The sequence below is a fragment of the Micromonospora sp. DT41 genome, from assembly GCF_049841715.1.
Taxonomy (GTDB): domain Bacteria; phylum Actinomycetota; class Actinomycetes; order Mycobacteriales; family Micromonosporaceae; genus Micromonospora; species Micromonospora profundi.
Window position 1 is genome coordinate 55,002 of sequence record NZ_JBNCKU010000016.1, and the last position, 19,450, is coordinate 74,451.

Genomic DNA, 19,450 nt, shown 5'->3' on the forward strand with positions numbered 1-19,450 from the left:
AGGAAAGTTGATCGACATTCACTTCGGCCCGCAGGTCTGTGGCGATCTGGCGAGCGCGTCCAGCCGGGAGTGGCTGGTGCCCGACGGTGTCGGCGGGTACGCGATGGGCACGGTCTCCGGACTGCGGACCCGCCGGTACCACGGTCTGCTAGTGGTGCCGGGCGAAACACCCGCGTCCCGTCAGGTGGGACTGGCGAGTCTCGATCCGGCGGTCACCCTGCCGTCGGGCGCGCGGGTCCGGCTCGGCGCGCACGAGTGGGCCTCCGGCGACGTCGACCCGCGCGGCTTCGAACTGCTCGAACGCTTCGACCTGGTCGACGGGCTGCCCCGGTGGCGGTGGCGGATCGGCGGCGTCGTGATCGAGCGGGAGCTGGCCATACTGCCCGGCCGGTCCTGCGTGGCGGTGGTGCACCGGCTGATCGCCGGCGGCCCGGTCCGGTTGGAGCTGTCGGCCGCCTGCACCTGGCGCGACGCGCACGGCGAGCGGCGGGCCGACGGTCCCACGCCGCAGGTCGAGACGGTCGGCGACGGCGCCGTGGTCGAGGGCGCGTACCGGCTCGCCGGCCCGGGCTGGACGCCGGAAGGGCAGTGGTGGCTTGGCGTGCACCACCGGGAGGAGGCCATCCGAGGGCTGCACCCGGACGAGGACGTCTGGTACGCCGGACGCTTCGTCGGTGAGCTGGAACGCCCCGGCGACACGGTGTCGGTCCGGGCGTGGGCGGGCCGGCTGGACGAGGAGCCGCCGCCCGCCGCGCAGATCGTGGCGACCGCCCGGCGACGCAACCGTCAGGTGGTGGCGACGGCGAACCCGACGGATGACGTGGAGGCGACGCTCACGCTCGCCGCCGACGCGTTCGTGGTGCGTCCTGGCGGCGGAGCGGTCGACGTGGTCGCCGGGTATCCGTGGTTCGGCGCCTGGTCGCGGGACACGATGATCTCCTACGAAGGGCTCTTCCTCTGCACCAATCGCGCCGCCGAGGGCCGGGAGCTGCTGCGGGCGTACGCGGCGACGCTGTCCGAGGGGATGCTCGCCAACACGGCCGACACCGGGCGGGTGGAGTACAACACCGTCGACGGCACGCTGTGGTTCCTGCACGCGGTGAGCCGACACGTCACCGTCACGGGTGACACCGATCTCGGCGACGAGTTGCTGCCCGCGCTGCGTACGGTGATCGACGCCCACGTGGCGGGCACCCGCTACGGCATCGGCGTCGACCCGGCCGACGGGCTGCTCGCCCAGGGCGCCCCGGGCACCGCCCTGACCTGGATGGACGCCCGCGTGTACGGGGTGCCGGTCACTCCGCGTACCGGCAAGCCTGTCGAGGTCAACGCGCTGTGGATCAACGGGCTGGCCGGGCTCGCCGAGCTGACCGAGTTGGCCGGTCAGGACGCGGACGAGCTGTGGCGGCGGCACGGGCAGGCGACCGCCTCGTTCCGGGGCCGCTATCCGTCCCCGGCCGGCTGGTTGTACGACGTGCTCGACGCGCCCGCTCCCGCGTACCCGCTGGGTGGCGCGGCCCTGCACGACGACGACGCCTTGCGACCCAACCAGCTGCTGGCGTGGTCGTTGCCGTTCGCGCCGTTGGAGCCGGACGAGCCGACGTTGCGGCGGGTCGCGGCAGGGCTGCTCACTCCGTTGGGGCCGCGCAGTCTCGCACCGGATTCGCCGGAGTTCGTGGGTCGGCACCGTGGTGGTCCGGCGGAGCGGGACGGCGGCTACCACCAGGGCACTGTGTGGCCGTGGCTCGTCGGCCCGTACGTCGACGCGTGCCGCAGGGGCAAGATGTCGGTCGATGACGTATTGGTCGGTATTGAGGCTCATCTGACCGAATATGGGTTAGGCTCGGTGAGCGAGACAGCCGACGGCCTCGCGCCGCACGCCGCGACCGGATGCCCCTTCCAGGCATGGTCGGTCGCCGAGCTGCTGCGGGTGCGCCGAAAGGGCCAGTAGCGCTTTACATGACCGCAACGGCGGTGTCTCCGCTGGTTATCTCGGCCCCGGCAGGATGGGGCCCGATCCAGACGCGACGGCGGCACCGGGTTCGGTGCCGGTCGGCGCGCGCCCGGGGACAACTCAAAGGGGGCCGCAATGTCACCCGACGCCCACGTGATCGACATCCACCCCACCCGTCACCTGCGGGTGCTGATGCTGTCCTGGGAGTACCCGCCGGTGCTCGTCGGTGGCCTCGGCCGACACGTCCACGCCCTCTCCGTAGCCCTCGCCAAAGCCGGCCACGAAGTCACAGTCGTCACCCGCCACGCCGACGGCGCACCCCTTGAGGAGTACGCCGACGGCGTCCGCATCCTGCGCGCCCCCGAAGACCCCGTCACCTTCCCCCTGGCCACCGGCAGCCTGCTGGCCTGGACCATGGCCTTCAACCACACCCTCACCCGCACCGCCCTGCGCGCCACCGAAGCCGGCACCTACGACGTCATCCACGCCCACGACTGGCTCGTCGCCCACACCGCCATGACCCTCTCCGACCACCTGGACCTGCCGCTTGTCACGACGATGCACGCCACCGAGGCGGGCCGGCACCAGGGCTGGCTGCCCGAGGAGATGAACCGCACGATCCACGGCGTCGAGCACTGGCTCACCGGGGCCTCCACCCGCGTGATCACCTGTTCGGGTTACATGCGCGACCAGGTGGGCGCGCTCTTCGACGTACCCGCCGAGCAGGTCGACGTGGTGCCCAACGGCGTCGACGACCGGGCCTGGCGGGCCCGGCCCCGCGCGGTCGCGTCGGCCCGTGCCCGGTTCGCCGCCGACGGCCCCCTCGTCGGGTACGCCGGACGGCTCGTCTACGAGAAGGGCGTGCAGCACCTCGTGCACGCCGTACCCCGGCTGCGCGAGCAGCACCCCGGGCTGCGCGTGGTGATCGCCGGCGATGGCCCGTACCGCGCCGAGTTGGAGGCCGAGGCACGCCGTCTGGCGCTCGGTTCGACAGTCAGCTTCACAGGCTTCCTCGACGCCACCCAGCTTCCGGCGGTACTCGGCGCCACCGACGCGACAGTGGTCCCCAGCCTCTACGAGCCGTTCGGCATGGTGGCGCTGGAGGCGGCTGCTGCCGGTGCGCCCCTGGCAGTGGCCCGCACCGGCGGCCTCGCCGAGATCGTCGAACCCGGCGTGACAGGTGTGACGTTCCCGCACAGTGACCCCGCCGCCCTCGCCGGCGCCGTCGGTCAGCTCCTCGGCGACGAGATCTTCGCCAGGCGGGTCGCGCGACGCGCCCGTGCCATGGTCGGTGAGCGGTACGGCTGGGCCACCATCGCGGCCCGCACCGCCGCAAGTTACGCGAGCGCCCGCCGCGAGCACGGCCCCCTCCAGGCCCGACGCGCCGCTGCCCAACTGGCCGGCGGCCGTACCCGGATCGCCGTACCGGAGGGCAATCTGCTCGCTGCCGCCGACCACGCCGCCTGCTGAGGTAAGTCGGACGACCGATAGGTGACTTCCGATCCGCTGGATAGGGTGTACCCCGGACAGCGGCTGAGGAGGAGCGTGCGCAGGTGCTGATTGCCGGTCGGTACCGGCTGCTCGACCTGGTGGGTCGCGGGGGCATGGGTCGGGTGTGGCGAGCCCACGACGAGATGCTGCACCGCGAGGTCGCCGTCAAGGAGGTCGTACCGCCGAGTTGGCTGACCGACCACGACCGTGCCGAGTTGCGCTCGCGCACCCTGCGGGAGGCCCGCGCCGCGGCCCGGCTCAACCACCCCGCCGTGGTCCGGCTCTACGACGTCGTCCCGGTCGAGGGCAGCCCGTGGATCGTGATGGAGTACGTCCCCTCGCGCACCCTTCAGGACGTCCTCGACGACGAGGGGCCGTTGGCGCCGGTCCGCGCCGCCCGGATCGGCCTTGCCCTGCTCGACGCGCTGCGCGCCGCGCACGCGGTAGGGGTGCTGCACCGCGACGTCAAACCGCAGAACGTGCTCATGGCCCACGACGGGCGGGTGATGCTCACCGACTTCGGGCTGGCCACCTTCGACGGTGGCGACGGCGCGATGACCCGCCCCGGGATGGTCCTCGGCTCCCCGCAGTACGTCGCTCCGGAGCGTGCCGCCGAGGGAGTGTCCACAGTGGCTGCCGACCTGTGGTCGCTCGGCGCCACCCTGCACGCCGCGGTGGAGGGCCGCTCCCCGTACGCCCGCAGCACCGCGATGGCCACCCTCAGCGCGTTGGCCGCCGGCCCACCGGACCCGGCCCCGCACGCCGGGCCGCTCGCGCCGGTGCTCGCCGGGCTGCTGTCCCGCGATCCACTGCACCGCCTCGGCCACGACGAGGCCCACCGGTTGCTCGACGCCGCCGCGACAAGCGACGCCGCGGCGCCGGTCGCCAGTTCGGATGCCGGCAGCTCCGACGGCGCCGGCCCAGATGACGCGGGCCCGTCCGACGGCGGTTCGACCGACACCGGCCCGGTCTCCGCCAGCGCTGGTGACGGCGGGCCCGGTCGTCGGCCGTCGGCGAAGGTGGCGTCCACAGCAGCGGCGGCGGCCGCCCGATCGGGACGGCTACCGACGCGACGCCAGGCGGCGGTTGTCGGCACGGCGCTGCTGGTGGTGGTCGCCGCGGGCGTCGGCACCGCGCTGGCGTTCGCTGGCGACGGCCCGAGCGACACCGCCGCCCGCCCCACTGTGTCGTCGACGGATCAGCTACCCGGCGGCGGCCCGGACGGGCAGTACGGCGACGGCGGCCCGAACGACGGTGGAGGCCCGGACAGGCCGCCCGGCGACGGCCGTGGCCGACCCGTCCCGCCACCTGGCGGACAGAGCATCGCTCCTCCCCCCTTTCCCTGCGTACGCCCGGACATCGTCGGCACGCCGGTGCCGGCCTGGTCGCCGCCACCGGGCGAGCGGCTGCGACTTCCACCCGGCTGGGTGTGGCACGCCGACACCACCGGCTTTCGGATCTCGGTGCCGGCGACCTGGCGTTACTCCCGCGACGGGGCCGTGGCCTGCTTCCAGGACCCGGCGACCGGCCGGGCCCTCAGCGTCGCCGAGGGCGGTGCGCCCGACCCGCTGACCCGGCTGCGCGCGCTCCGCGACGCGGCCGCCGCGGCCGGCGCCCTCGTGGGGTACGACGAGGTGCGCCTCGCCGACACCGGCGCGGGCGCGGAGTGGGAGTCCCGGTGGCGGACACCGCACGGCGGAATGCTGCACGCGCGGCAGGACGTCGTCGGGGGCGGGCGCTGGACGCTTGGCTGGATCACCCACGACGGGGACTGGACGGCTGCCAACGCTGACTGGCCGGTGATCCGAAGCAGTTTCCGACCACCCCCCTGACCTGCGCCGTACGGCCGTGGTTGCCCCCTCTGTCCGTCGTGGATCGAGGCCGCTCAGCGGATGAGAAAACCCGCATCGGTGGTTATCGTGTAACTCGGGGTGACCGAGGGGGAGCGACCGTGCAGCAGTTGCTGATCGCGGGTCGGTACCGGCTGCTCGACCTGGTCGGCACCGGCGGGATGGGCCGGGTCTGGTTGGCTCGCGACGAAATGTTGCACCGCGACGTCGCGGTGAAGGAGGTCGTTCCGCCGTCCTGGCTGGCCGAGTCCGACCGCGCCGAACTCCGGTTCCGGACGCTGCGCGAGGCGCGTACGGCCGCCCGGCTCAACCACCCCAACGTCGTGCGCATCTACGATGTCGTGCACGACCGGGACAGCCCGTGGATCGTGATGGAGTATGTGCCGTCCCGATCGGTGCAACAGATCATCAGCGCCGAGGGTCCGCTGAGCCCGCAGCGTACGGCCCGGATCGGGTTGGCGGTGCTCGCCGCGTTGCGGGCCGCGCACACCGCCGGTGTGCTGCACCGCGACGTGAAGCCGCACAACGTGCTCGTCGCCGACGACGGGCGGGTGGTGCTCACCGACTTCGGGTTGGCGACGTTCGACGGCGGCGACGGGACGATGACCGGCCCGGGTACGGTGCTCGGCTCACCGCAGTTCGTCGCCCCGGAGCGGGCCCGCGAGGGTGTCTCCGACCCACGTACCGACCTGTGGTCGCTGGGCGCGACGCTCTACGCGACGGTCGAGGGCCAGTCCCCGTACGCCCGGTCCAGCGCGATGGCAACGCTCAGCGCGCTGGCAGTCGAACCGCCGGACCCGATGCGCCGCGCCGGACCGTTGCGTCCCGTGCTCACCGGGCTGTTGCAGCGCGACCCGTGGCGGCGGCTGACAGCCGCCGAGGCCGAGCCGCTGCTGCGCGCCGCCGCTGTCGCGGCCCACGACCAGCCTGCCGAACCGGCCCGCTCGGCGGCGGTGGCGGCTCTGCGTGACGCCGGCCGGTCGGCGTCACCTCCCGCTGAACCGCCCGCCGAACTGCCCGCTGACCTGCCCCCGGAGCAGCCGGCCGAGCTGCCCGTGCCGCCCGCCTGGCCAGCGGGCCGCCGGGGCGTACGGCGTGGGCGGTTGATCGCTGCGGCTGGCGCGGTCACCGCTGTGGCGCTGCTGGTCGCCGGAGGCGTCACGGCTGTGCTGATCAACCGCCACGACGAGCGGGCGACACCGTCCGGCGCCGGCGGCGGTGCGACAGCCACCCGACCGGCGGCGTTCGCCTGCGCGACGCCCCCGCCACCCGTGGCCACGCCGGTGCCGTCGATGTCTCCGCCGGCCGACTCACGCTACCGGCTGCGGACCGGCTGGACCTGGCACGACGACCCCGCCGGCTTTCGGATCGCAGCGCCGGTGGGCTGGGCGCGCTGGACCGAGGAGGCGGTGACCTGCTTCCGGGAGCCCAGCGGGGCCCGGGTGCTCAGCGTCGAGGTCGGTCCGCGACGGGCCGACCCGGTGGCGCACTGGAAGGCCGAGGAGACCCGGCTCGTCGGCGGCGCGGCACTGCCTGGCTACCGGAAGGTGGACATCTCGGGGCTCGACGTCTTCGACGGCGCCGCGCTGTGGGAGTGCAGTTGGGAGAACGCCGCCGGGGAGCGGGTGCACAGCATCCGGCTGCTCGCCAACACTTCGGCGGGGCAGGCGTTCACCGTCTCGTGGTTGACAAAAGAGTTCGATTGGCAGGTCAACGCGGCATACTTCGTGATGATCCGGCAGAGCTTCACACCCACCCTCTGACACCGTCCGTTGTAGACGGTTCGGCTGATGCCCCTGCGGCGCGGCCCCTGACTACAGTGGCGTAGTTTTGGCGCTCAAGATCCCTGGGGAGGGTGAGCCGAGATGATGGGACCGTCGCACGCGCTGTCCGGCGCGGCGGTATGGCTGGCCGGGTCCTGGGCGCTGGACCAGTTCGCCGACTACCAGCAGTCACCGCTGGCGTTGGCCGTGGGCACCGCTGTGTGCGCGGGTGGGGCGCTCTTTCCCGACCTCGACCTGTCGGGCAAGGTGACCCGCAACCAGGGTGGCGCCACAGTGGCCCGCACCTTCGGGGTCTTCTCCCTCTTCGTCGCCGAGGTCATGGAGAAGATCTCCCTCGGGGTCTACTACGCGACGAAGCTCAGCAAGGATCCGCGCCGCAACAACGGCCACCGGACGCTTACCCACACCATCCCGTTCACGCTGCTTGTCGGCTGGGGCACCACCGCGCTCTGCGCCGCGTACGGCAAGTGGGCGGTGATCACGATCCTGTTCTTCATGTTCGGCCTCGCCCTGCGAGGGCTCTTCGACAAGTGGGCCGAGCGGGCCGGCTGGGTGATCGTGACCCTCGCGTCGGCCGGCGCGGCCTGGTTCACCTTCGCCAACCTGCCCGGCGGGCGGGGCTATCCGCTGATCGGCACGGCCGTGGGGGTGGGCTGCTTCGTGCACATCCTCGGCGACATGATCACCAGAGCCGGTGTGCCGATCCTGTGGCCGATCCCGATCAAGCGTCGGATGTGGACGATGATCGGCCTGCCGAACAGCATCGCGCTGCGCACCGGCAGCAAGACCGAGGTCGTCGTGCTGCGCACCGTACTCACAGTGGTGTCTGCGCTCGCCACCGCCGGCCTGATCGCCCCGTCGGTGCTGCAACGGTTCAACATCGACATGTAGGCGGCCCGGCTGCGCCCATCATCGCCGCGCCCCGCGCCCCGCGCCCCGCGCCCCGCGCCCCGCGCCCCGCGCCCCGCGCCCCTGATCGTGCTCGATCCTGGATGTAGTGGTCTCCCTCTTGGCCGAGGGGACCATTTCCAGGATCGAGCGTGATCATGACGCCGCACGCCCTCGCCGCAGGCGCAGGTGAGAGTGGGCCGGGTCCGACCGCCGCCGGCAAGGGCGCGGGCCTGGACCGCCGGAGGGTCCTGACTTCATTTCGACATCGGCTATTGACGACGCCGTAACAGGTGCCCTAGCGTCTGTCGAAACGCTTAGTCGAAACGCTTCGACGCTCAATTCGGGATCACTCCCCCACCGGGCCGAAGGAGGTACGCGGTGGCCACCATGCACGACGTCGCCCGCCTCGCACAGGTGTCGGTAAGCACCGTGTCGTACGTGCTCACCGGCACCCGGCCGATCTCGCAGGTGACCCGGGACAAGGTCCTCGCGGCGATAGCCGAGCTCGACTACCAGCCCAACGCGATGGCCCGTGGCCTGGCAAGCCGGCGCAGCCGGATCCTCGGCCTGCTGATGCCCATGGACGAGCGCGGCCTGGGTGCGACCGAGACCGCGTTCGTCACCGGGGCTGCCGCCGCGGCAAGCGTCGCCGGCTACCACCTGGTGCTCTCTCCGATCGGCGGCGGCGGTGACCTGGACGACCTACGGCGGCTCGCCACCCAGCGGATGCTCGACGGCGTCGTGCTGATGGAGGTGCAGCTCGCCGACGAGCGGGTCACAGTGCTCCAGGAGGCCGGCGTGCCGCTGGTGCTGATCGGCCGCACCGGCGACGCCGACGCGCTCTCCTACGTCGACATCGACTTCGAGCAGACCGTACGGGAGGCCGTCGAGCACCTGGTCGGCCTGGGGCACCGGCACATCGTGTACGTCAACCACTCGGCCGCCACCCTGGCCAGCGGCTACGGCCCCGCGCTGCGTACCCGGGACGCGTTCGTGGCGGCGATGACCGGGTACGGCCTCGATCCGGTGATGATCCCCACCGAGGACAGCGCCGCCGGCGGCCGGGCAGCCCTGGCCGCCGCGTTCGCGCAGGCGCCGGCGCTGACCGCGGTGCTGGCCATGAACGAGACCGCGATCTTCGGCATCCTCGGGGAGTTGACGGGTCGTGGGCTGTCGGTGCCCGACGACGTCTCGGTCGTTTCGATGGTCACCTCTCCGCAGGTTGCCGAGCTGGCCACCCCGGCGCTGACCGCCATGACGTCGCCCGGATCGGCGCTGGGGCGGATCGCGATCGAGGCGTTGGTGCGGCACCTGGACGGGCCCGGCAACGAGCGCCACCAGCAACTGCTGCCGTGCGCGCTGGAGATCCGCGGATCGACCGCCGCGCCACGACGACCGACAGTGACCACCTCTGGACCACGACGGCCGACAGTGACCACCTCCGAACCGTTACCGACGGTCGGGGGCTGACCAGCTAAAACGGCCCGCCGCCGCGCTGCAACGCGACGACGGGCCCAGTGAGATACCGGGCTCGATACTCAACGAGGAGGATAGCAATGCAGCGAATCCGTCGGATCGTCGCCGCGATCGCCCTGGCGGCGACCGCGACGACCACCGTGGCCGCCTGCGGCGGCGGTGACAGCGGTGACGACAGCGGGGCCAAGACCCTGAAGCTGTGGCACTACGAGAGCGCCAACAGCGCCATGGGGGTCGCCTGGGACCGGGCGATCGAGATCTTCAAGTCCGAGCATCCGGGCGTCGAGGTGCGCTTCGAGCGCAAGGCGTTCGAGCAGATCCAGCAGAACGCCGGCATGATCATCAATTCGTCCGAGGGCCCGGACATCATGGAGTACAACAAGGGCAACGCCACTTCCGGGCTGCTCTCCTCGCAGGGCCTGCTCACCGACCTGACCGCCGAGGCCGACAAGCGCGGCTGGGCCGACAAGCTCAGCACCAGTCTGCAGACCACCGCCCGCTACAGCGACAAGGGCGTGATGGGCTCGGGCAACTGGTTCGGTGTGCCGAACTACGGCGAGTACGTCACCGTCTACTACAACAAGGACCTGTTCCAGCAGAACGGCGTCACGGTGCCCACCACCCTCGCCGAGATGACCGCCGCGATGGACACCTTCGTCGCCAAGGGCGTCACCCCGCTGGGCATGGCCGGTGCCGAATACCCGGCCGGGCAGCTCTTCTACCAGCTGGCGCTGGCCAGGGCCGACCGGCAGTTCGTCGACAACTACCAGCTCTACAAGAACCCCGTCGACTTCAAGGCCGACCCGTTGAAGTACGGCGCGGACACCTTCGCCGAGTGGGTGAAGAAGGGCTACGTCGCCAAGAACTCCGCGAGCCTCAAGGCCGAGGACATGGGCACCGCGTTCATCGGCGGCAAGACCCCGATGATCGTCTCGGGCAGCTGGTGGTACGGCCGGTTCAAGGCCGAGATGAAGGCCAACTGGGACACGTTCCTCTTCCCGGGCAACACGCTGCACGCCGGCTCGTCCGGCAACCTCTGGGTGGTCCCGACGTCGAGCAAGGCCAAGAGCCTGGCGTACGACTTCATCGACATCACACTGCGCCCGGAGATCCAGGACCTGATCGGGAACAACGGCGGCGTACCGGTGGCCGGTGACCCCGCGAAGATCACCGATGAGAAGGACCGCAAGCTCATCGAGGACTTCAACACCGTCAGCAAGCAGGACGGCCTGGCGTTCTACCCGGACTGGCCGGTGCCCGGCTACTACGACGTGCTCGTCGGTGGCTTCCAGGCCCTGATCAACGGGTCGAAGTCTCCCGATGCGGTGCTCGACACCATCGCCAAGCCGTACGCCGATGGCGTCAAGGAGATCACCGGCAAGTGACGCGGCGGGTGGCGGGCGCGACCGGCGCAACCGGCGCGTCCGCCGCCCCACCGGGAAGGATCTTCCATGGCAGTCTCCGAGACCGTCGCCGCCCCGGCCGCGACACCGACCCCTCCCGCACCCCGCCGCGCACCTCGCGGCCGCAATGCGGCGTACTGGCTCTATCTGCTCCCCGGAGCGGTCCTGTTCGTCCTGGTCATCGGCGCGCCGCTGGTCGGCACCGGTTACCTGTCGCTGACCAAGTGGTCAGGCGTCGGCGACCCCACATTCATCGGGCTGGACAACTACCGGCAACTGCTGCACGACGAGGTGTTCTGGGCGTCGTTCCGCAACACGGTGGCGATGCTCGTGGCAATGGTGGTGGCGCCGACAGTGCTCGGGCTGCTGCTCGCCTCGGTGCTCTTCGACATCATCGGCCGCCGGTTCAAACCCCGCACCGCCGCCGCCCTCCGGGCCGCGTTCTACCTGCCGCAGGTGCTTCCCGTCGTGGTGGCCGGCATCGTCTGGGGCTGGATCCTGCGCCCCGACGGCGCGTTCAACAGCCTGCTCGACGCGGTCGGGCTCGGCGCGCTGCGCCACGACTGGCTCGGTGACCCGGGCACCGCCCTGCCCAGCGTGATGGCGGTGATGATCTGGGTGCAGATCGGCTACCCGGTTGTCGTCTTCATGGCGGCGTTGCAGCGGGTCGACCCCGAGTTGTACGAGGCGGCCGAGGTCGACGGCGCGAACTGGCTGCACCGGTTCCGGGCGATCACCCTGCCGCAGATCCGGCCGGAGACGTTCGTGGTGGCGCTTACCTGCACCATCGCCGCGTTGAAGGTGTTCGGGCCGATCTTCGCCCTGACGCGGGGCGGCCCGGAGAACGCCACGAACGTGCCGTCCTACTTCGCCTACTACACGTTCTTCAAGAAGCTCCAGGTCGGCTACGGCTCCGCGATCTCGACAGTGCTCACACTGATCATCGTGGTGGTGGCTGTGGTCTTCATCTGGATGCAGGCCCGCAGCGAGCGCCGGGACCGGGGGTTCTGACATGTCCGTCACGCTCACTCCGACACCCACGCCGGTAGCGCCGCGCCGCCCGGTTCGCGACAGGCACCACCGCGGCGCCGGCCGGTGGATCGTGCTCGCGCTCGTCACGATCGCCGCGCTCGCCATGCTCGTGCCGTTCGCGTTCATGCTGCTCAACGCGTTCAAGTCGCCGAGTGACTACTCGTCGAGCGGGCCGCTGAGCTGGCCGAGCGAGTTCTACACGAAGGGCCTGCGGACGTACTGGACCGAGGTCAACTTTCCGCTGAAGCTCTGGAACTCGGCGCTCATCGCCGGGTCCGTGGCGGTGCTCGGCGTCGCCGTCTCGCTGCTCAACGCGTACGCCCTGGGCATCGGCCGGGTCCGGGGCCGGCTCTGGATCGTGGGGCTCTTCCTGCTGGCGAACATGCTTCCGCAGGAGGCGCTGATCTACCCGCTGTACTACGTGGCGAAAGAGGTCGGGCTCTACAACACGCGGCTCGCGGTGATCATCATCTTCACCGTCATCCAGAGCGCGTTCGGCACGTACCTGCTCGCCTCGGTGATGAGCACGTTCCCGCGTTCGCTGCTGGAGGCCGCGGCGCTCGACGGCGCCGGCAAGTGGACTGTGCTGTGGCGGGTGGTCTTCCCCAACCTGCGGCCCACCCTCGCGGTGCTGCTCATCTTCTTCTTCATCTGGACCTGGAACGAGTTCCTCATCCCACTGGTAATGCTCATCGACAACCAGACGCAGACCATCCCGGTCGCGATCGCGTCGTTGCAGGGCGACCGGCTGATGGACGCCCCGACGACGAACGCGGGCGCGTTGATCAGCCTGGTGCCGGCCATCCTCTTCTTCCTCATCTTCCAGCGCACTCTGGCGCGCGGCATCACGGCAGGAGCCGAGAAGTGAAGTTCACCGACGGGTACTGGCAACTGCGCCCAGGGGTCAGTGTCCTGCGCCCCGGCACAGTCGAATCGGTGGAGCCGGACGACAGCGGTTTCACAGTCTTCGCGCCGTCCGGTCAGATCACCGGTCGGGGCGACACCCTCAACCGCCCGGTGGTCACGGTCCGGTTCTTCTCCCCCGCGCCCGGCATCGTCGGGGTGACAATCGGCCACCACAGTGGCGGGCTGCCCCGCGAGCCGCACTTCGGGCTGACCACCGACGACGAGTTCCCGGTCGCCGTCGACATCACCGGGATCACCGCCTCGCTCACGACCGGCGAGTTGACCGCCCGGGTCGCGCTCGTCGACGGCTGGCGGGTCGACTTCCTGCACGGCGACCGGCTGATCACCGCGTCCACCGCGCGCAGCGTCGGCATCGTTACCGACGGCGAGGGCCGCCGGTACGTGCACGACCGTCTCGCGCTCGGCGTCGGCGAGACGGTGTACGGGCTGGGCGAGCGGTTCGGCCCGTTCGTGAAGAACGGTCAGACCGTCGACATCTGGAACGCCGACGGTGGCACGGCAAGCGAGCAGGCGTACAAGAACGTGCCGTTCTATCTCAGCAGCGCCGGCTACGGGGTCTTCGTGGACCATCCGGAGCACGTGTCGTTCGAGGTCGGCTCGGAGGTCGTCGCGCAGACACAGTTCAGCGTCGAGGGCCAGTCCCTCACCTACTACGTCATCGACGGGCCCACCCCGAAGGACGTGCTGCGCCGCTACACAGCGCTGACCGGCCGGCCGGCCCGGGTCCCCGCCTGGTCGTACGGGCTGTGGCTGTCGACGTCGTTCACCACCTCGTACGAGGAGAAGACCGTCACCGAGTTCGTCGACGGGATGGCCGAGCGGAACCTGCCGCTGTCGGTGTTCCACTTCGACTGCTTCTGGATGCGCCAGTTCCACTGGGTCGACTTCGTCTGGGACCCGGCGATGTTCCCCGACCCGGAGGGGATGCTGCGTCGGCTGCACGAGCGTGACCTGAAGGTGTGCGTCTGGATCAACCCGTACATCGCGCAGCGGTCGTACCTCTTCGAGGAGGGACGGCAGGCCGGCTACCTGGTCCGCAACCCCGACGGGTCGGTGTGGCAGTGGGACAAGTGGCAGGCCGGTATGGCGCTCGTCGACTTCACCAACCCGGACGCGGTCCGCTGGTTCACCGGCAAACTCAAGGTCCTGCTGGACATGGGCGTCGACTGTTTCAAGACCGACTTCGGTGAGCGCATCCCGACCGACGTGGTGTGGCACGACGGTTCGGACCCGCAGCGGATGCACAACTACTACTCCTACCTCTACAACAAGGCGGTCTTCGAGCTGCTGGAGGCCGAGCGCGGCAAGGGCGAGGCCGTGCTGTTCGCGCGCTCCGCGACCACCGGCGGGCAGCAGTTCCCGGTGCACTGGGGTGGCGACTGCGAGTCGACGTTCGTGGCGATGGCCGAGTCGCTGCGCGGCGGGCTGTCCCTGGCCGCGTCCGGTTTCGGCTACTGGAGCCATGACATCGGCGGTTTCGAGGGCACCCCCGACCCGGCCGTGTTCAAGCGGTGGATCGCCTTCGGGCTGCTCTCGTCGCACTCCCGGCTGCACGGCTCCGGCTCGTACCGGGTGCCGTGGGCGTACGACGAGGAGGCCGTGGACGTGCTGCGGCACTTCACCCGGCTCAAGCTCAGCCTGATGCCGTACCTGGCGGCCGCCGCGCAGGAGGCGCACCGCGACGGAATTCCCATGATGCGCCCGATGATCCTGGAGTTCCCGGACGACCCCGCCGCGGCGCAGTTGGACCGGCAGTACATGCTCGGCTCCGACGTGCTTGTCGCGCCGGTGCTCAGCGCCGACGGACAGGTCACCTACTATGTGCCCGCCGGCACCTGGACGCACCTTGTGACCGGCGCGCAGGTCACCGGCCCGGCGTGGGTCACCGAGAAGCACGAGTTCGACAGCGTGCCGGTGCTCGCCCGGCCGGGCGCTGTCATCCCGTTCGGGGCACGCTCCGACCGGCCGGACTACGAATGGGCGGACGGCGTGCAGTTGCGGCTCTACGCACCGGCGCCGGGGCAACGCCAACGGGTGCGGATCCCGGCACCCGGGGACGGGCCGGGCGCGGAGTTCGACGTGAGTTTCCGCGACGGGGTCGCCACCGCCGAGTTGGTGGCGGGCGCCTCGTCGGGATACGACTGTGTGGTGGCTGGCACGGAGGTGGTGGGGCGATGACGGAACGTACCTTCCCGGAGAGTTTCGTCTGGGGTTCGGCGACGGCGGCGTACCAGATCGAGGGCGCTGCGACGGAGGACGGCCGCGGCCCGTCCATCTGGGACACCTACAGCCACACCCCGGGGCGGACGCTCAACGGCGACACCGGTGACGTGGCCGCCGACCACTACCACCGCTGGCCGCAGGACCTCGACCACATCGCCGAGCTGGGCCTGGGCGCGTACCGTTTCTCGATCTCCTGGCCGCGGGTGCAGCCGGGCGGCTCCGGGCGGTTCAACCAGGCTGGCCTGGACTTCTACTCCCGGCTGGTCGACGGCCTGCTGGAGCGTGGCATCCGACCGGTCGCCACCATGTACCACTGGGACCTGCCGCAGGAGTTGGAGGACGCCGGCGGCTGGCCGGTGCGGGACACCGCGCTGCGCTTCGAGGAGTACGCGTCGGGGATCGTCGCCGCGCTCGGCGACCGGGTGCACACCTGGACGACACTCAACGAGCCGTGGTGCTCGGCGTACCTGGGTTACGCGTCCGGCGTGCACGCGCCGGGGCGTACCGAACCGGCGGCAGCGCTGGCGGCGGTGCACCACCTGAACCTCGCCCACGGCCTTGCCGGTCGCGTGGTCCGGGCGTTGGCCCCGAGCGCCGAACTGTCGGTGACGCTGAACCTGCACGTGGTCCGGCCGGAGTCGGACTCGGCGGCGGACGCGGACGCGGCGCGGCGCATCGACGCGCTGGCCAACGGGGCTTTCCTCGGCCCGATGCTCACCGGCGCGTACCCGGCGGACCTGCTTACCGACACCGCGAGTGTCACCGACTGGTCGTTCGTGCGCGAGGGCGACGAGAAGGTGATCGCCGTGCCGCTGGACGTCCTGGGTGTCAACTACTACTCCAGCACCCTGGTACGCGCCTGGGACGGGCACTCGGCCCGCTCGGACGCCGACGGTCACGGCGCGTCGGCGCACTCACCGTGGGTCGGCGCCGACGACGTCGACTTCCTGCCGCAGCCCGGCCCGTACACGGCGATGGGGTGGAACATCGACCCGGCGGCGCTGACCGGACTGCTGCTGCGGCTGCACCGCGAGTACCCGAGCCAGCCCCTGATGATCACCGAGAACGGCGCGGCGTTCGACGACGTCGTCTCGGCCGACGGCCGGATCCACGACGAGCGGCGCGTCGACTACCTACGTCGCCACATCGGCGCGGTGGCCGAGGCCCGCGCGCAGGGCGCTGACGTCCGGGGCTACTTCGTCTGGTCGCTGCTTGACAACTTCGAGTGGGGTTACGGCTACGACCGCCGCTTCGGGATCATCCGCGTCGACTACGACACCCAGGAGCGCACCTGGAAGGACAGCGCCCACTGGTACCAGCGACTCGCCGCGACCGGCGAGCTGGGCGAGGCTCCGGAGTAACCGCACCACGACGCGCCGCCGACTGCCCGGGAGGGCGGCCTGCGGCGCGTCTGCGGCCGGCCGCCTTCAGCCCTCGGCCCCCGACCTCGGCCCTGGGTCGTCCACGACCCGCGACCCGCGACCCACGCCCTGGCACGACCACCCTGGCCCCACGCCCCCACGACCCGTGGCCCACGCCCCACGGCTGACGGCCCACGGCCCACGGCCCACGGCCCACCGCCCACGGCCACGGCCACGGCCACGGCCACGGCCACGGCCACGGCCACGGCCACGGCCACGGCAGGGTGGGTCACGCCCTTTGCTCTGCTTCAACTGACGCAACAGCCGGTGTCCGACTATCGGACGCGCGGTGTTGCGTGGGTTGAAGCAGAGCAAAGGAAGCGAAGGGTACGTTCCCACCCCTCCTCCGACGTCACCCATCACCGAACCGGCGACGTTGCACACCGCCACGCGTCATCGCTGCGGCCTGCCGGGCCGCCGGGCTGCCGGGCCGGCTGACTAGACGCCCACCCGCTGCGGCGGGACGGTGAGACCGTAGAGCGCCATCAACTCCGGGGTGTCGACGCGGCTGCCGTCGGCCACCGAGTCGCAGGCGATGTCGACGATCTGGTCCTTGTGCGCCAGCAGGTACGGCCGGGCGCCCACGTCGGCGCTGGCCAGGGTGGCGATGCCGGGCCAGTGCCGGCGGCCGAACAGCATCGGGTAGCCGCGCAGCCCGTCGTAGGTGGCGCAGACCAGCACGTCCGGGTACGGCAGCGCGGCCACCCGGCGGACCGCTGCGGCGGTCAGGCCCGGCATGTCGACCGGGACGACCACCACCGCCTCGATCCCCTCGTCATCCATCGCTGCCAGGCCGGCCCGGATGGACGACCCGACCCCGGTGCCCCACGCCTTGTTGATCACTACGGTGGCCCTGCCCAGGTCGGCGGTCTGTCGGACCTGCTCGGCGGCGGCACCCAGCACGACCACGATCTGCTCGCAGCCCGCCTCGGTCATCGTGTCGATCATCTGGTTGACCAGAGGCTTCTCCCCCTGGTGCAGCAGCGCCTCGGGACCGCCGATGCGGCGGCCCCCACCGGCGGCGATGATCATTCCTGCGATCCGGTTCAGCTGCGCCCCCTCAAGCACGGGACCGACCGTGACCGGCCGGCCCCTCCTACGGACACTGCAACGAGGACGGCCGGGCGAGGGTGGCGGGGCGAAAAGGAGAAATAGCGCAACCGTTACACGTCCGGCATCACCCGGCGCGGACGGGCGACCGGTCAGGCAGCGTCGGCGTAGCAGTCGACGATGGACAGATCCAGCGGAAACCGCACCGGAGTCTCGCCGAACAACAACGCGGTGGCCCGCTCACCACTGCGCTCCACCGCCGCCGCGACCGCCTCGGCCTGCTCCGCCGGAGCATGCACGATCACCTCGTCATGCTGGAAGAAGACCAGCTCGGCGTCGGTGCCGACCAGCGCGGTCCGCAACGTGGCAAGCAGTGTGGACGCCCACTCCGCAGCGGTGGCCTGGATGACGAAGTTGCGGGTGAACCGCCCCCGCGACCGCGCGGCACGCGCCCGCGGGCTCTGCCGGTCGGCCGCGCCGTCCGGGTCGACCGGACCGTCGTCCGGGTCACCCAACCCGAACGAGCCGGGCGGACACGTCCGCCCCAGCCAGGAGCGCACCAACCCACCGGCCTCACCGGTGCGCGCCGCCGCCTCCACGTAGGCGAACGCCGTCGGGTAGCTGCGTTTCAGCACCGCCAACGCGGGCAACGCCGCCCCGCCGGTCTGCCCGTACATCGCGCCAAGCATCGCCAGCTTGGCCCGGTCCCGGTCACCGGCGAACGAGTCCCGGGCCAGCGCGGCGTAGAGGTCGCCCGCGCCGCCCGCCGCCGCGAGCCGCGCGTCGCCGGAGACCGCCGCCAGCACCCGCGGCTCCAGTTGGCCGGCGTCGGCGACCACCAAACGCCAACCCGGGTCGGCCACCACCGACCGACGGATCACCTTGGGAAGTTGCAACGCGCCCCCACCACGGGTGGCCCAGCGGCCGGAGACCACCCCGCCCGGCACGTACTCCGGCTGGAACCGCCCGTCGCGCACCCACTGCTCACGCCAGGACCAGCCGTGCGCCGTCCAGATCCTGTAGAGCTCCTTGTATTCCAGCACCAGTGGCACCGCCGGATGGTCCACCCCGCGCAGCACCCACGCCCGCGTGTTCGGCAACTCCACACCCGCCCTGGCGAACGCCTTCAGCAACTCGGCCGGCGAATCGGCGTGCAACTGCCGGACGCCGAGCGCGTCCGCGATCCGGGTGGCCAACTCGGCGAGCCGGCGCGGCGGACCGCCCACCGGGGACGGCTCGCCCAGCAGCTCGGCGAGGACCGCGTCATGCACCTCAGCCCGCCAGGGCAGCCCCGCGACACCCATCTCCACAGCGATGAGCGCTCCGGCCGACTCGGCGGCCACCAACAACCGGAACCGGCCCGGATGCTCGGTGTCGGCTACACGGGCGAGCTGGTCGGCGTACACCTGGATCAAGGCGTCGATGCCCGGGCCCGCCGGGCCGGGCAGAGCGTCGAAGAGCGCCACCTGGCCGTGCCCGGGCGGCGCGATCGGGCGCGGCGGCGGATCCGGCGGGACCGGTGCGCCGGTGAGCCGCGCCCAGGCCGCGGCGAGGGAACGCGGCTCACCCCAGCGGCCGGCGTGGCCGAGCAGCAGCGCCTCGGTCAGCTCCACGTCGTGACAGCGGTCGACGCGCACGCCGGCCCGCAGCAGCGCCGGATAGACAGTGCTGGCGGTCGGCCAGACCCAGCGCGGGCGCTCGGTGGCCTCCCGCGCGGCCACCGCGGCGGCCAGGTCGGCGACGGTCTCGGTCGGGCCGGTGGGCCGGCCAGCAACGTCCAGGGGGCGCAGCTCGCCCCCACCGCGCTCATCGGACACCACCGCCACCAGCACGGATGTGATTCTGCCTCGCCCGTCCGACATCGACCGAGCCCACCCTACGGAAGCGGGCCGACGCAGGCGAAAACGGGTCGGTGAATGGCGGGAACGGTCGGTAGCGTGACCGGGTG

At 71.5% G+C, this 19,450-nt stretch carries 13 protein-coding genes; 11 read left to right on the forward strand and 2 right to left on the reverse strand.

Features of this window, described 5'->3' with window-relative positions:
• The first annotated feature begins 7 nt into the window (after positions 1-7).
• The 11 genes from ACLQ23_RS25375 (at position 8) to ACLQ23_RS25425 (ending at position 16,392) form a co-directional block, all read left to right on the forward strand.
• Positions 8-1,951, forward strand: coding sequence for an amylo-alpha-1,6-glucosidase (locus ACLQ23_RS25375; RefSeq protein ID WP_425735964.1), 1,944 nt, complete (start codon positions 8-10; stop codon positions 1,949-1,951).
• 138 nt (positions 1,952-2,089) lie between these two features.
• A complete protein-coding gene (locus ACLQ23_RS25380) occupies positions 2,090-3,424 on the forward strand; it encodes a glycosyltransferase family 4 protein (protein WP_355594051.1) in 1,335 nt (444 codons plus the stop codon).
• 83 nt (positions 3,425-3,507) lie between these two features.
• Positions 3,508-5,277 (forward strand): protein kinase domain-containing protein, encoded by a 1,770-nt coding sequence (locus tag ACLQ23_RS25385; RefSeq protein WP_425735963.1) that lies wholly within the window; start codon positions 3,508-3,510, stop codon positions 5,275-5,277.
• Positions 5,278-5,396: 119 nt separating this feature from the next.
• Entirely contained in the window at positions 5,397-7,058 is a 1,662-nt protein-coding gene (locus tag ACLQ23_RS25390) for a serine/threonine-protein kinase (protein ID WP_425881208.1), read from the forward strand.
• A 102-nt stretch (positions 7,059-7,160) separates the two neighbouring features.
• Positions 7,161-7,970 (forward strand): metal-dependent hydrolase, encoded by an 810-nt coding sequence (locus ACLQ23_RS25395; RefSeq protein WP_355594045.1) that lies wholly within the window; start codon positions 7,161-7,163, stop codon positions 7,968-7,970.
• 387 nt (positions 7,971-8,357) lie between these two features.
• Positions 8,358-9,440, forward strand: a complete 1,083-nt coding sequence (locus tag ACLQ23_RS25400; RefSeq protein ID WP_425881215.1) for a LacI family DNA-binding transcriptional regulator — start codon at positions 8,358-8,360, stop codon at positions 9,438-9,440.
• Positions 9,441-9,526: 86 nt separating this feature from the next.
• Positions 9,527-10,831 (forward strand): ABC transporter substrate-binding protein, encoded by a 1,305-nt coding sequence (locus tag ACLQ23_RS25405; protein WP_425881209.1) that lies wholly within the window; start codon positions 9,527-9,529, stop codon positions 10,829-10,831.
• 66 nt (positions 10,832-10,897) lie between these two features.
• Positions 10,898-11,860, forward strand: a complete 963-nt coding sequence (locus ACLQ23_RS25410) for a carbohydrate ABC transporter permease (RefSeq protein WP_053652591.1) — start codon at positions 10,898-10,900, stop codon at positions 11,858-11,860.
• Between the two features lies 1 nt (position 11,861).
• On the forward strand, positions 11,862-12,749 hold the full coding sequence (locus ACLQ23_RS25415; RefSeq protein ID WP_355594041.1) for a carbohydrate ABC transporter permease: 888 nt from the start codon (positions 11,862-11,864) through the stop codon (positions 12,747-12,749).
• Positions 12,746-14,986, forward strand: coding sequence for an alpha-xylosidase (gene yicI / locus ACLQ23_RS25420; RefSeq protein ID WP_425735962.1), 2,241 nt, complete (start codon positions 12,746-12,748; stop codon positions 14,984-14,986). The genes ACLQ23_RS25415 and yicI overlap by 4 nt, the downstream gene beginning before the upstream one ends.
• A complete protein-coding gene (locus tag ACLQ23_RS25425) occupies positions 14,983-16,392 on the forward strand; it encodes a GH1 family beta-glucosidase (protein WP_425881210.1) in 1,410 nt (469 codons plus the stop codon). The genes yicI and ACLQ23_RS25425 overlap by 4 nt, the downstream gene beginning before the upstream one ends.
• A 498-nt stretch (positions 16,393-16,890) precedes the next feature.
• On the opposite strand, the gene ACLQ23_RS25430 is transcribed toward ACLQ23_RS25425, so the two are convergent.
• Positions 16,891-17,484, reverse strand: coding sequence for a nucleotidyltransferase family protein (locus ACLQ23_RS25430; RefSeq protein ID WP_355594274.1), 594 nt, complete (start codon positions 17,482-17,484; stop codon positions 16,891-16,893).
• Positions 17,485-17,654: 170 nt separating this feature from the next.
• Positions 17,655-19,364: a bifunctional 3'-5' exonuclease/DNA polymerase gene (locus tag ACLQ23_RS25435; RefSeq protein ID WP_355594035.1), complete on the reverse strand. Its 1,710-nt coding sequence runs from the start codon at positions 19,362-19,364 to the stop codon at positions 17,655-17,657.
• Positions 19,365-19,450 lie beyond the last annotated feature (86 nt).

Bases quoted from the DNA above. Each gene is read 5' to 3' on its own strand.
- ACLQ23_RS25415 (WP_355594041.1), top strand. From the start codon at position 11,862: ATGTCCGTCACGCTCACTCCGACACCCACGCCGGTAGCGCCGCGCCGC.
- ACLQ23_RS25405 (WP_425881209.1), top strand. From the start codon at position 9,527: ATGCAGCGAATCCGTCGGATCGTCGCCGCGATCGCCCTGGCGGCGACC.
- ACLQ23_RS25435 (WP_355594035.1), bottom strand. From the start codon at position 19,364: ATGTCGGACGGGCGAGGCAGAATCACATCCGTGCTGGTGGCGGTGGTG.
- ACLQ23_RS25400 (WP_425881215.1), top strand. From the start codon at position 8,358: ATGCACGACGTCGCCCGCCTCGCACAGGTGTCGGTAAGCACCGTGTCG.
- ACLQ23_RS25380 (WP_355594051.1), top strand. From the start codon at position 2,090: ATGTCACCCGACGCCCACGTGATCGACATCCACCCCACCCGTCACCTG.
- ACLQ23_RS25425 (WP_425881210.1), top strand. From the start codon at position 14,983: ATGACGGAACGTACCTTCCCGGAGAGTTTCGTCTGGGGTTCGGCGACG.
- ACLQ23_RS25395 (WP_355594045.1), top strand. From the start codon at position 7,161: ATGATGGGACCGTCGCACGCGCTGTCCGGCGCGGCGGTATGGCTGGCC.
- ACLQ23_RS25410 (WP_053652591.1), top strand. From the start codon at position 10,898: ATGGCAGTCTCCGAGACCGTCGCCGCCCCGGCCGCGACACCGACCCCT.
- ACLQ23_RS25430 (WP_355594274.1), bottom strand. From the start codon at position 17,484: ATGATCATCGCCGCCGGTGGGGGCCGCCGCATCGGCGGTCCCGAGGCG.